Origin of the sequence: Nocardia sp. NPDC023733, from assembly GCF_040639775.1 — a bacterium.
Classification (GTDB): Bacteria; Actinomycetota; Actinomycetes; order Mycobacteriales; family Mycobacteriaceae; genus Nocardia; species Nocardia rosealba.
The window spans coordinates 245007-259924 of record NZ_JBFAAN010000007.1 but is presented as its reverse complement, the minus strand read 5'-3'; the positions used below and the strand labels follow the sequence as shown (position 1 = coordinate 259924).

Below are 14918 nucleotides of genomic sequence, written 5' to 3'. Positions count from 1 at the left end.
GCACACCCGGCGGGGCCGGCACACCCGGCGGGGCCGGCACACCCGGCGGGGCCGGCACACCCGGCGGGGCCGGCACACCCGGCGGGGCCGGCACATCCGGCGGCGTCGGCACATCCGGCGGCGTCGGCACATCCGGCGGCGTCGGCACATCCGGCGGCGTCGGGTTCGAAGGGCCAGGCGGGGTCGTGGGGTTGGGCGGGGTCGGGGGGTTTGGTGGAGGGGGCGGGTCTGAGGGGGCTAGGTCGATTTCGAGGGGTGGAAGGGGGGAGATGGGTGGGGGGACGGGGAAGTCGAAGTCGTAGTCCTTCGGGGGGTGCGGGATTCGGGAGCGGGTGGGGCCGACGGGGCGGTTTGTCGGCTCGGGGGCCGTGTGCGGTGGTGCGGTGGTCGGCGAGCCCGGGGTGCCATTGGACGAGCTGTCGGTATCCCCCGCAGGGTGTGCCTCACCATCGGCCGCATCGTTGCCGGCTCCGTCGGTGCCGGGCTGCTTCTCGCCTGCCTCATCCGTGCCGGCGTCGGCACCGGTCTTTCGCGAACCGGAATCGTCGCCACTGGAGTCCTTTGTGGCAGACGACTCTGCACTGGCTTCGCCATCTACGAAACGATCCGCGCCAGCGTCGGCAACGGGTCCTCCGTCCGAGGCTCCGACCTCCGGCCCGTCTGCCTCGAGGCCGGGGTTGACGGGCCGGCTAGTACCAGGCCCTGTGTTGACGGGCAGGCTCGGACCCGGCATCTCTCGATCCGTGTTGGGCACTTGCGCAGCGCGATCACCGCCGACCTGTCCGTTCGTAATCGGGGCAGCGCCGACGGAATTGTTGACACTGGTGTCGTCGACGTCGGACGCGTTCGCAACCGGCGGGTTGGTGCTGACACCGCGCTGACCGTTCGGGGCGGGGAGACTGCTGATGGGACCGCCGGAGCCCAGCTCGTTGGAGGGCTGAGCGGGAAGTGAGGACTGGCGGGTAAGGCTTCCCGGCGGTAGGTGGGTGGGGTTGGCGAGGGCGGTGTCGATATCGGTCAGGGCGGTGCGGGCCTCGTCGACGCGCTGAGCGGCTTGCTCCAGGGCGGTGAGACGGTTCTGCCAAGGCCGCTGTTCGTCGACTCGCATTGTGCGCGAGCGCAGTTCGGCGATCGCGTCGGTTCGGGTGCGGGGGTCGATCAGGTCGGATTCGTTGATCGGGAGGCCCTGGCGGGCTTGTCCGAGGGCGGCTTCGGCGTCGGCGAGTTCCCTTGTCGCTTCGGCCCTTTGCTCGGTGAGGCGCTGCACCTCGAGGTCGGCCGCGCGATGCAGCAGGTCGGTGAGTTCGGTGATGTCGGCGGCGCGGCGCAGGACTTCGTCGCGCAGTTCGGCCTGCACCGCGGCGAGTTGTTCGGGGGTCAGGCGTTCGTGCTGGTCGATCTTGCCGTCGCGGTAGATCTCGTAGACCTCGGCCCAGCGCTCGGCGGTGGCATCGGTGAGATCCAGGCCGAGGATGCGGACGAAGTCGCGGCTCGCACCGCGATCCGGACCGGGCGCGATATCGGTGTGACCGTCCAGCAGACCGAGCAATTCGGGCACGTCGACCAGGGCGGACGGGTCGCCGACGAGGTCGAGCAGATGCCGGACAGCCTTGTCGTGCACCGGGAATTCGGCGTCGGGGACGCGCGGGTCCACGGCGTTGACACCATGTGCGCGCGGATCGAAGTGGTCGATCTCGGCGAGTTCTGCCGCATAGTCGGTGAGCGCGTCGACCAGCTCTTCGCGAATGCCATTGCGGTGCACCAGATCGGCGACCACCTCGCCCAGTTGCTTGATCGACGTCACCACCGGTTCGTCGGAACCCGGTGGTCGGCGCAGCGCGTCGAGTCGGCGGACCAGCCGGTCGTCGGCCGCCGCGACCCGCTGGGAGTCGATGCCGCTCAACTCTTTCGCGTACTTCGCCAGCGCTTCGGCCTGCTGCTGCCTGCGTGGGTTGCGCTGACGCTGGTCGGTGAATTCCTCGGCCAGCCTGCGCGGCGTCATCTCCTCGGCGTCGAGTCCGAGCCGATGCGACACGCGGTGCCGCGCCGCTTCCACCTGGTGGAAGGTGTCGATATCCCATGCGGTGCGGGCGTAGTCGATGATGGCTTCGATCTGGCCGGCGCGCACCGCGTTCTCGGCCCGCAGGGTGGCGAGCTTGTCCGCCAGCGACTGCGCCGACGATCGATCGGTCGCGGTGATGCCGAGCCGATCCACGAGTTCGCCGACGGCCGTGCTGATTTCGTCAGGCGAGCGAAGTTCGGCGCTCTCGTCCGGATCGCTCACCGCGAGTGTGTCGTCGACCGGTTCGTCGGGAACCACCCGCCAGCCCGACCCGTCGTTCACAGCGGTCACATCAACGGATCGACCGTCGACCGCACCGCTGAAGTGCCGTACGTCGCGCAACCCTTGGTCGAGCACGAGGATGCGTTCGGGTATCGCCTGACCGTCGGCCAGGGTCCGCCCGGGCCGCACATCGGTACCGATGTAGCGCACGTCGACCACACCGTCGTTGACCGCCTGCGCCAGGTCCGGGTAGCGACCGAGCGCATCGGCGAGCACTCGATCATGTCCCGTCGGCCCGTCGAGGACGACCAGCCGCAACGAACCTTCGGAATCGCCTGGAACGAGGCCGATTCCGGTGCCGTCGTCGAGCATGGCACCACCACGCGAGAGCACCCAGTCCCGGCTCGCCATGTCACCGATCAGATCGGTGAGTTCGGCAGCCTCGCTGTGCGCGCGCAAGAATCTTTCGGCGTCGCGAGCGAAATCGGCTGCCAGCGCGTCGTATTCACGAATGCGGTCCATTTCGGCGGTGAACACGTCGCGCAGGTCGCCCGCGTCCAGGTCGGACAGGTCGGTCTGTAGCAATTGCGCCCACACCGCGCGTTCGTCGCGAATCTGGTCTCGCCGCAACGCGTTCTCGAAGTACTCGCGCATGCCCTGGTCGATGCCCGGCTGATCGGAGTAGGTGAGGTCGCCCCAGTCGCGTCCCGGTTCGCCGCCGTTGTTCACTCCCTGCCAGTTCAACAGGGTCGGGTTGCCCTGGTTGGCCCGGACCACTTCGATCAGGAAGCGGGTCATCGGGTCGCTGTCGAAGAAGTCGATCTGGTCGGTGAACGGGATGCGCTGGTGTTCGGCGGCGAAGCGGCGGGCCGCCTCGGCCATGCCGGTGAGGGCACCGATCCGGCGCAGCTGCTGGTAGCGGATCTGGTCGAGGGCGCGGCGCACGTTCTCCGGTGTCGGGTCGCCGACGGTGACCTCGAGGTCGTCGGCGGCGTCGGTCAGCGTGTCGGCGAGATCGTCACGCAGGGTCGCCGCGTCCTCGAGTTCCCTTGTCCAACTGTCTATCTCGGCAGTAGAGCGCGCGACCTCGGCGTTGTCGGGCAGCGTGTCCGGCTGCGCAGGCAGTTCCGGTCGCTGCTCGCCTGCGGCGAGTTCGCGGGCTTCGGCATCGGCCTGCCGCTTCAGATCCTCGAGTTCGACACCGAGTTCCCGACGCACCAGCTCGGGGTCGGCTTCGTCGAGCGCGTACCGGTATTCGGAGCCGTCACGCAGGGTGGGCGGACGGTTGTCCGGCGCCGCCTGGTCGGCGATCCGCGAGGTGAGGTGCTTGAAGAACGGCACAAGCTCGCGGCTGCGCCACATCGTGATGGCTTCCTTGAGGATGCGCACCGGGCTGAATTTGGTACTCAGGACATCGTATTCGTCACCCGGCGCCGGGCTCGGGTCGCGCTGACTGGTCAGCGGCAGACCCGCCTGGTGGCCGAGCATCGACTGGCCCGCGCTGTCGATACCCGAACCGGACGGGTACTTGGGCGTATGACCTTCGTACCCGAAGTTCACCGCGTCCCACATGCGGCGCAACAGGGACTTGCGCGGCGCGGGCGTGTCGGACGGGTCGACAGGCGTCGGGGCGGGCGGGTCGAGGCGTTCGGACTCTTCGACCCGCCAGCGGGAATCGCCGTCGGGCACGAGCCGCGCGGGTACGCGATCTCCGTCGACCTGGATGTTGTAGCGGCGGGACCCGTCCGGATTGTCGCCACCCTCGGTGACACGGACCGCATCGGCGAGGTCGAGGATGTCGGCGGCTTCCCGGCGGACCTCGGCGCGAGCATCGGCGATCGCACGATCCGGGTCGCGCACGAGGGTGTCGGGGTCGACGCGGAGCCTGCGAGCCCAGCCGTCACGCGCGCCTTCGGCTTGGGCGCGCAAGGTGGGATCGCTGATTCCGGCGACGCGGTCCACCGCAGCGGCCATGGCCTCGACCATGGCCGCGCGCAACAGGTTTCGATACCGCAGGTGTGCGACGGTATCGCCGAGCTGGGCGAGATCGGCATCGCTGAGATCGAACCGGCGCACCAGACGATCACGGGTCTGATCCACCGATTCGGGCGTTGGCACGTGGTCGGCGGCGTGGTTCGGATCCGAGTCCGGCACCCGGGCTGCGGGGCCAGTCGGATTCGACGCGAGAATCGGCGAACCCTGCGGCGGTATCTGCCGCGTCGGCATGGACGGCTCGTCCACCGGCAGACCGGCGCGCTGAAGATCGTCCTGGACCGCACGCAATGTCGCATCGTCGGCCTCGGTGAGCCAGTACTGCTCGTCACCGTAGAGGTCGGTGTCCGACAGCGGCCCGAAGTCGGCCGGGTACCGCATAGCCGGCCCGTCGGCACTGTCGAGGAACCCACGAGCCCGCGCCAACTCCGCAAGCTCGGCCAACGCCGCCAACGGTTGCCGCAATCCGGAGAACCGCTCCCCCAACCCGAGCGCCTCCCCCAACGCCCGCGCATACGAAGCCGCATCCTCCGACAACGGCGCCGAATCCCGCTGGCCCGGAAGATCCCGCTGCTCCCGCAGGAATTCGGCAACATCCCGCAGGGGATCCCCACGGCGCGCATGCGAGTTGTCCCCCGACTCCGGAGAACCTGAGGGCGGTGCCGGCGGCATGGGTGGGCCGCCCGGCGGCGGGGCGGACGGGGTGTCCGGGGTCGACGGTTGCTCCGGCGACGACTGCGTATGGGGCGCAGAAGGCGACGAGGGCGTCTGCGGCACAGGCGTAGTCGGTGACGAAGACGGCGGCGACACAGAAGGGGTGGGTGGTGCTGACGGCATCGGCGGCGCAGATGGCATCGGGGGCGCCGAAGGCATGGGCGGTGCGGACGGCACCGGCGGTACCGAAGGCATGGGCGGTGCGGACGGCATCGGGGGCGCAGATGGCATCGGAGGTGTCGAAGGCATCGGCGGCGCCGAAGGCATCGGCGGCGCAGATGGCATCGGCGGCGCCGAAGGCATGGGCGGTGCGGACGGCATCGGAGGTGCCGACGGCATCGGTGGCGCCGAAGGCATGGGCGGTGCGGACGGCATCGGGGGCGCCGACGGCATCGGAGGTGCGGACGGCATCGGCGGCGCCGAAGGCATGGGCGGTGCCGACGGCATCGGAGGTGCCGACGGCATCGGAGGTGCCGGGTTGATGCCCGGTTGGGGTGGTGGCTGGTGGGCGGCGCCAGGAGTGGACGGGGGCTTGGACGGTGTGGGGTCGGGGGTGGCGGGGAGGCCGTCGTCGGGGCCGTCGTCGTCGGGGCCCTCGTCGTCGCGGCGGTCGAGTTCGTCGAATTCGGCGGCGATTTCCCGGCGGGTCTGGTCCAGGAGTTGTTCCAGGCGGAGGGTTCTGGCCTTGGCGAGGAGGTCGGCTGCGAGTTGTTCGCGGTCGAGTTCGGTGTCGACGGAGCGGTCGTCGAGTTCACCGCGCAGTTGGGTGATCTCGTCGAGGATGTCGCGAATTCGGCTGTCCGGGCTCGGCTGGGGTTGCGGGTCGCGGGCGGCTACCGACTCGTCGGGTTGCGGTGCGGGCGACTCGTTCAGTCCCTGCTCCAGCTCCTGCTGGACCTGTGTCAATCGCTCGAGCGTCTCCGCGAGACGAGCGTCGGCGGCCTCATCGTGCCGATCGAACACCTCGTCGGTGGCCGCGGATTTCCGGCGAGCCGCGTCGTCGAACGGGTTGCCGTCCGAATCGCGGTCGTGCCCACCATCTTCCGGTTCATCAGACGCCGACGACCGAGGCGGCTGCACGGGCGGCTTTCCGCCCCCACCGTTCTCGGTACGAGCAGGACCGGACTCCCCTTGCTGCTCAGCAGAATTCGGTCGACCGGGCGCGCCCTCTCCCGGCAGCCCACTACCCGCCTGCTGTGGACGCCGGGGCGGAGTGCTCTCGCCCGGCTCAGTGCCGAGATGGTTGTCGTTCGTCCCGAAGTAGTCGTGCACCAACTGCCGCAGCGCCGTCAGCTTGGCCGCGCGATCAGCGATTTCGATGCGCAAGGCCCGGATCACGGCCGCCATCTGCTCGGGCTTCAGACCTTCGTGCTTTTCGATCTTGCCGTCGCGGAACGCCTCGTAGATCTTGGCGTATGTCACGCCGTCCGCGCCCGCCAGGTCGACGCCGACCAGGCGTGCCCAATCGCGGCCCGCAGACGGCCGATTCGTATTGCCGACGTTACCGGGGACGGTGAGGTCGAGGTTGCCCGCGCCCTCGGCGACCGCGCGGGCGAAGTCCGCCACGTCGACACTGCCGAGCGCGTCGGCGATCACCCGGCGCATCGCGTTGATGCTGTCGGGCCCCTGCAGCGGCATCGACTCGCGGACAAGCCTCGGGTCGGCGATTTCCTTGCCGTCCGACCGCGGGTCGCTCTGATTCTCCGACCGGACGACGTCCTTGCTGTCCGTCGGCGCGAGGGCATAGCGGTCGATGTCGCGCAGCGCCTTGGCGAATTCGGTGAGTGCCTCACGCACCAGTTCGCCGTTGCCCTGCTGTTCGTGCATCCGCACCAGCTGATGCAGCTTCTTCCCACTCAACCCCTTCGGGTCGACGGCGAAGACCTTGTCGTCGTCCCTGTGCCCACCCGGCCGCTCGACCCGGCCCGGGGGCAGCAGCGCCGCGACCCGATGGTCGACACCGGCGAGGTCGGCGTACCGCGCGAGCCGCTTCTGCTTGCGGGTCGGCCGCTCGGTGGTGGTCGGGCGTTCGTCGGCGGGTAGCGAGTCGTGGCGGTGCGCCGGATGGATGTGACTGTCGGGCACGAGCCGGTCGGCCAACCGCTGACGCGCCGCGTCGAGCGCCTTGGAGTCGAGGTCGCGAAGGGTGCCGAAGTACAGTTCGAGATCGTCGAAGTTCTGCGCGCGCAGCGCTTTTCGTCGAGATGCGTCGGCGAGCAGGTCACCGAGCTTGCCCGCGGTCATCTGTTCCTGGGTCAGGCCGAGGGCGGACGCGAGGCGGCCGCGCGCGTTGCTGACGGTGTGGAAGTCCTCGACGAGGTTTCCGGTGCGCAGGAAGTCGGCCAGACCCTCGACCTGCGCGGCGCGCACCGCGTTGTCGAGTTTGAGTTCGGCGATCCGTTCGTCGATGTCGCCGGGCAGCACATCTGCGGGGGTGAGCTCGAGGGCGAAGATCAGATCGACCAGGTCGGCGAGTATCTGCTCGCGGGTGCGCTGCACCGTCGCACCGTCGCCGGGGACGGCATCCGAACCGATGATCGGGCGCCAGGCGCCGTCACCGTCGCGCAGCAGGGTGATCCGCACATCGCGTCCGTCGACGTTTTCGGTGTGGTCGCGCACCTGCGGTGTGTCGACCGGCTCGAGGTGGGTTTGCCCCCTGAAGTCGGTGAGCACCTTGCGGTAGTCGACCAGCAGGTCGCCGTCGCGGATCTGCGCGGCCAGATCCGGTCGGGAGGCGAGCACATCGGCGAGAACCTGGTCGCGTTCGCGTGCCCCGTCGGTGATGACGAGCCGATCGGGCGCGCCGTCGCCGCCTGGCAGCCGGGCAACCTGGTCGCGAATCGGCTCGCCGAGGGTCGGCCCGTCGGTGTCGCGCGGTGGCAGCCGATCCTCCACGGCCGCGATCAATTCGGCGAGCCGTTCGGCCCGTATCCGATTGATCTCGAACAGCCTCTGCACGAACGCGTCGACCGTGTCCGGCGTGAGCTGGTGCGGTCCGAGGCCGAATGTGCCTGCCCACGTGTCCAATTCGTGGGCCAGCTGGTCGCGGCGCAGGGCGTGCACGAAGAAGTCGCGCAGACCCTGGTCGCGGCCGAGCGCATCGGGGTCGCCGAACATCGGCAGCGGTTCGGCGCCGTTGTCGAGGGGGGTGGTGGCGAGCACGCCGGGATCGCGGCCGAACGCGGCGATGAACTCGGTGAGGAACCGGCCCATCGGGTTCTGGTCGATCATGCTCACCCGTCCGCCGAAGCGCACCGGAGCTTGCGATTCGCCGTCGGCGGAGGTGTAGGGCGCGTTCTGCTCGATGTGCGCGCGGATGAAGGCATCGCCGAGACCGATGATGGCCGCGGTCTGCCGCATCACCATGTATTGCTGCCGGTCGATTTCCCGGCGCAGCGCATCCGGCTCGTCGGCCACCTCGACGCCGAGCAACCGGTCGAACATCTCGCGCAGCGTCTCCCCACCGGGCGGCGGCGGGTCGACGGGCGGCGGCAGCGGCGGCAGCGGATCGGGCTGCGGCTTGTTGTGCAGTTCGTCGGCTTCGTCCTGGGTGATCAGGTCGTTGGCGAGCATGTCGCGCAGGATGCGTTCGCGCTGTCCACGCCCGGCATGCTCGAAGGCCTCGAGCAGATCGTTGCGCGCGTCCTCGGGGGTGACGCGCTCGACCCGCAGATCGCTGATGATCTGCCTGCGCACCAGGTCGGCGTCGGCATCGCTGAGCTCGGGACGGTATTCGGACCCGTCCTCATTGCGCATCGCCGGATACTCGCCGCCCGAACGACGCACCCGGCCGGACAACTTGCCGAAGAGCGGGAGGTACTCGCGGTTCTGGATCAAGACCGGGGTCTGCTGGGCGATCCGCAAGAACGTGGGGTCGGGCGCCGAGGCCTCGGGTCCGGGCCCGACCGTCGGAACTCCCGGCGGCGTCGGGCTGGGCGGAGGCAGTTGCGCCGGGCCAGGGTTGGCGATCATGTCGCCGATCCCGAGGACGCCGTCGCGGATCGCGGCCTGTCCCGCACTGTCACCGATGTTGGGCGCGCCGGAGGGCTGCTTGAGGATCGGGAAGTGGTTGTTCAGTTGCGCGAGCGCACGTTTCAGGAACGACCTCGGCTCGGCCTGGCGCATGGTCGTGTCTTGCGGCGCCACCTGCCACTCGCCGTCGGCGTCGCGGTACAGCGGCACAACCACCTGTTCGCCGTCGATGTCGAAGAAGACGCGTCGTTCCGGTTCGGCCGGGATCGCAGGCTGTTCCGATCGCCACCACCGGCGCCGGCGTGGCGTTTCCTCCGGGGAGTTGTTCTGACGCGGCGCTTCCGGCTGCGGCTGGGCGGTGCGCGGTGGATCGGTGTGCGCACCGTCGCGCGTCAGCTCGCCGTCGCTACGCGAGCGATCCGGTTGCGAGCGGTCCGGCTGCCCGGCGTCCGGCTGCGAGCGATCCGGATCTCCGGCCTCGGGTTCCGAACGTTCCCGCTGTGAGCGATCCGGGTCGGACCCGTCCGGTTCCGGCCGATCCGGGTTCCCCCTATCGGGCAGTTCCATATGGTCGGCACCCTGTTCGGGCAGGTTGTGCACATAATCGCGGGTCGGGTTCTGTGCCTCCCGCATCAGCAGGTCGTAGAGCGTGCGGGCGGGCCAACTCGCTCGGTCGTGGCCGACCATGAGCACTTCGGTGAACGCCTCGGCGAGCGCCTCCGCCGGGTTCAACCGACCGTCGGGGCCACTGCGGCTGTAGCCGCTGAGCTGACGCCGCCACGAGTCCGGATCGTCGTACCCGTCGGGGTTGTCGTGGAAGGCTTCGTCGAGCGTCCCGTCGGCGTCGGCCCGGGCCGCTAGCCTGCCTGCCGCGTCGAGCGCGTGACCGTACTCGTGCGCGGCGATGGCGTACACCGGCCGGTCGAGCACGCCCGGATGGAAGTGACCCGAGTCGACCGACTGCTGCATCGACGACCGCAGGTGGATGGCGCTGATCGCGTAGTCGTAACCGAGCGTGATGTCGGTGTAGGGCAGGCCTGTGGTCCGGTCGGGGGTGCGGGTGGTCTGGCCGAGCACGCCGTAATCGAGGTCACCGATGCCGACGCGACGCAGATCCGTCTGCGGGAAGGCGTTGTACAGCTCGACCATCGACCGCGCGTAGTCGCGAACCACCTCGGCATCGAGCCCGGGCAGGTCGAAGCCGTACACGTCGAAGTCCGGGTTGTTCATCGCCTCGCGCAGCACGTCGCGCAGGTGGTCGCCCACCTCGCTCGGCGAGAGGTCCGACCATTCGTCGTCGCGGGGCGCACCGAGATCACCCAGGTCGGGTATGTCGTCCTCCCACGGCGGACGTAGCTGCATCTCGTCGGCCGCGCGATCCACGGTCATCGCGTCGGAGCGCGGTACCTGCGCCGCGTCGGTGAGCAGGTCGTACATGATCCGCACGGCCGGGCTCACCCGTTCCGGGTGCAGCGCGCCGTCCGCGTCACGGGTGGCTTCCATTTCGCGGAAAGCCTCGGCGAGCGCTTCGCCCGGATTGAGCTCGCCGGTCCGGCTGTTCATGCTATAGCCGCTGAGTTCGCCCGCGAGCCAAGGGTTGAAGCCGTCGCGGTCGCCCAGCCGGTTGCGGTGGTAGTGGTCGTGCAGACGCAGCCCCACCCGTTTGCGGGTTCTGGGTTCGCCCGCGTAGTCGAGGGCATGGCCGAACTCGTGCACCGCGAAGCCGTACACCGGACGGTCCCACAGGCTGCGGGTGTAGAAGCCGGGCTTGCTGGCGCGCATGAGGTTCTGGAACAGGCTGCCGTTGCCGGCGAAGTACTGCTGGTTGAACGTGATCGACTTGGCGCGGTAGCCGCCGTTCGGGTCGCGTTCGGGCGCTGTCTCCGCGACCCGGCCGGGTCCGGTCTCCCCGATACCGACGCTGCGCACATCGACACTCGGGTATCGGGTCTGCATGTCGACGATGCCGCGGGCCAGTTCGCGGGCCATCGCCGGATGCACGTTCGGCTGATCGAAGCCGAAGGTCTCGACATCGTGTCCGGTGATGTCGCGCATCCGTTCGGCCAGATGTCGCCCCACCTCGGCCGGTGGCAGATCGGACCATTCGTCGTTCACCGGGTCGGCCAGGAGGTCGCGGTCGGCGCGGTCGGGCACGTCGTCGGGTTCGGCGGCCCGTTCGGCGTCCTCGGACAGCGGCCAGGTGACCGATTCCGGTGGGCGCGCGGCGATATCGGTGACCAGATCGTGCAGGGCGCGTACCGGTTCCGGGCTGGTGTCGTCGCCACCGAGGGTGCGCAGCATCTGCGCCGCGAACGCCTCGGGCACGGCTTCGCCGGGACGCAACCGCCCGTTGCCGTCGAAGCTGTAGCCGCTGAGCTGCCGCAGCCAGTCGTCGTAGGACTGGGCGGGGTCGCGGGTGGTGTCGTCGGCGTAGCGTTGGATGAGCAGGTCTTCGGCTTGGTGGCGGGCGCTCTGCTGACCGGCGTAGTCGAGCGCGTGCCCGTATTCGTGGGCGAGCACCGCGTACACCGGCCGCCTCAGCACCTCGGGCGCGAAACGGTTGTTGTCGACCCCGAACTGCATACGCTGACGGAAGTACTCCGCGCTCTGCGCGTGGTCGCGGCTGAGCACGATGGATTCGGTGTAGAGCCTGCCGGTCGCCGGGTCGATCCTCGGCTGCGACATTCCGATCACGCCCGTCGGCAGCTCGCCGATGCCGACGCGGCGCAGGTCGACGGTGGGGTTGCGATCGAACAGGTCGACCATGGCGCGGGCGTATTCGCGCGCCACCTCCGGATTCACGGAGTCGGAATCGAAGCCGAACACCTCGAATTCGGGGTTGCCGGTGACCTGGCGCAGATGATCCTGGAGGCGTTCGGCGACTTCCTCGGGGCTGCGGTTCGACCACTCGTCGGAGTCGGGGGCACCGAGCTGGTCGGCGTCGAAACGAGCCGCTTCGTCCGGGTCATCCGGGCGGACAGGGGTGTCGTCGTCGGTGCGCGGGACCGCATCGGATTGCAGTGCGGGAGAATCGTATCCACCGACATTGTCCATGCGTACGAGGTTGCCGTCGCGCACCAGATCGAACTCGCTGACAGTCACGTTGCCGTTCCTGTCGGCGTGCACGTGGTGGTACTCGAACCGCAGCGTGCCTGCCCGGTGCGCGTCGAGCAGGTCGTTCCTGGCGCGGATCAGCGCCTGCCCCTCAGGCGATTCGGGGTCGATGCCGCGTTGCCGCATCTGCTCGGGAGTCTCGGCGAGTATGCGGTGCAGGTTGTTGTCGATGCGCAGGGTGCGGCGGTAGTACTCGGGCGAACCCTGTTCCGCGCTCGCGACTTTCGAGCCACCGAGCTTGGAGCCGACGCCCTTCGCCTCGTGCGAGATCAGCGCCGGCGGCGCACCGTCGGTACCCGGCACGTAGACAACCACGTCGAGCACGTTCGCGCCATCGATGACCGGGCGGCCGTCGATGTCCCCGTCGAACGGTGAAAGCAGCACGGCGCCGGGGAATTCGGCCGGGTCGAGGCCGAACGCACGGGCGGCGAGCTCGCCGAGCGCCTTCGAGTGGGCGACGAGTTGCGGTCGCAGCCTGTTGAAAGAGGCTGCGGCGCGTTCGAATTCGTCGAGACGCTCGAGCTTCTCGATGATCTCGGTTTCCCGGCGTTGCAGCTGGGGGTCGTCCGGGCGGTCCGCGAGGTCACGTTGCAGGTCGTCGTAGGCGTCCTCGAGCTTGCGCCGCTGCTCGGCGACGACCTTGTCCAGCTTCTGACTGCTGGCGATATCGCCGAGCTTGGCGACACCGAACTCGCCCATCAACCGGTTGACGATCTTCAGCGCGTCGTCGCTGCGCTTCTGCACCACCGTGCGGTCGGCCACGATGTCGGCCATCTGCCTGGCGATCTCGGGATCGGCGACCTTGTAGGTGCGCTTGGGGCCCTCCTGCGCGAGATACCGGAACTCGCTGCTGGTGAGCGGATCACGACAGAACCCGTTGGCATCGTGCAGCCGGAAGTTGACATCCCGGAACGTCCCCGCCGGGTCGAGCACATGATGCCACTTGCCGTCCGCGGACTGATAGACGTCGTTCTCCAGGCCCTCCTCGATGTCATCGGACTCGGCGAGGAAGTCGGGTGTCTCGTCCAGCGGTGGACGCCGCGTGAGATCCCGGACATCCTCGGGCCGCACCGAACCATCGACCTCACGATTGCGGTCCGCACCATCGGATCCCCGTGCGGGCGCCGCACTTCCGTTCCCCTCAGGATTGCGCTGCGCACCATCCGGTGTCCGCTGCGGCCCGGTGCTGTCGGGCGTCCGCAGTGAGTCCGCCTCCGACGTGCGCTGGCGGGTGCTGTCTACGTCGGGCCTGCGCGGCGCGGCGGAGTCGGGGTCATTGCGCCGTGGGGCAGTGGCCTCCCCGGCAGGCTGCCGCACCGTGTCCGGCCTGCGCTGCTGGGTGGAGTCCGCATCGGGTCGGCGCGGAGCCGAGCTGTCGGCATCGGGAGTACGTGGGCGAGCGCCGTCGGCATCGGGCCTGCGCTGTTGTGCGCTGTCCGGGTCGGCTGCCCGTGAAGGAACGTCGGGCGTCCGCGTGGGGCCCGAATCCGCATCAGCGGTGCGCGGGGATTCATCGGAGTGCGGGCGGCGCGCCTGCGCATCACCGGCGTCCGAACGTGAAGGCACGCCGTCGGAATCCACGGTCCGGGTGGGTCGCCCATCGGCGTCGAGCGTGCGCGACGACGCCACATCCGAATCCGGCGTGGGCGTCACATCCGAATCCGGCGTGCGCGGCGGTGTCGCATCGGCATCCGGCGTACGTGGTTGGGACGCAGCCTGGTCCGGTGTGGGCGTCACATCGGGGTCGGGTGTGCGTGGCGGAGTTGTGTCCGAATCCGGGGTGCGGGTCGGCGGTGCTTCGGGCTCCTGGGTGCGTTCCGGGGTCGAGTCGGTGGCCGGTTCGCGGGAAGGTGTGGCGCCCGAATCCGGCGTTCGCGGCGGTGTTGCTTCGGAGTCGGGGGTACGCGGGGCCGGGTCGGGGGTGTGGGTGGTGTCGGGGTCCGGGGTGCGGGGGGTCGGGTCAGGGGTTTCGGGGCGGCCGCCGATGACCTTCCATTGGGCGTTACCGTTTTTGCGGTAGTTGTTCGCGTTCCACTCGGCGCGTTTGGCCTCGCGGATGAGGTTCTTGCGGGTGTCCTTGTCGAGGCTGTCGGCGCCTGCGGCGATGAGTGCGCGCAGGGCGGAGGCTCGGTCGGCTTCCCGGGTGGCGAGCTGGTCGGAGCGTTCGGCTCGGATGCGCCAGCTGTGCTGCTTGGGGGTCTCGCCGTCGCGGCGGCCTTCGATCGTTCCCTCGCGGGTGTAGATCGACCGCTCGTGGGCAGGGCGTACGCGAGTGTCGGAACCGCTGGGGGACACGGCTTTTCCGTTGCCGTTGAACAGCACGGCCGAGACATTGCGTGCCTCGCTCGGCACAACGGTGTCGGGGCGGGTGCCGGATGCGACCACGTCGAAGCCGCCGTCGGCGTTGGGACGCGCGGTGAGGACATAGGCGTCGGCGCCGACCCCGCGACCGTTCACCACGTGTTCGGCGACGACGAGGGCGCGCGGCAACTTGCCCTTGGCGATGTCTCGCGCGCTCAGCCCCTCCGCCATCCGCACCAGCTCGTCGGCGACGCCCTGGTGTCTCGGCTGGTCGGACGTGCCCGCCGGGAACTCGTGCATGCGCCCACCGGCCGCGTCCTCGATATCGCGCAGCGACATCCCCGCCTCGCCGACCGGCCCCTTCGGCGGCTTGATCCGCCGAGTCCCCGTGGCCTCCTTGATCTCGCGCAACGCCTCCTGCGCGGGATTCTTCGGTGGATCGTCATCCGAATCACGCTGCGGCGCATCCCCATCCGGCTCCGAAGTCGAGTCACTATCCGCATCCCGACGCCCCGAACCATCGCCGTCCGTTCGACGCCCG

Annotated in this window: 1 pseudogene; it reads right to left on the bottom strand. The window is 69.5% G+C overall.

Features of this window, described 5'->3' with window-relative positions:
- A pseudogene (locus AB0F86_RS24915) lies at positions 1 to 14788 on the bottom strand (hypothetical protein); the annotation flags it as partial.
- Between the last annotated feature and the right edge of the window lie 130 nt (positions 14789 to 14918).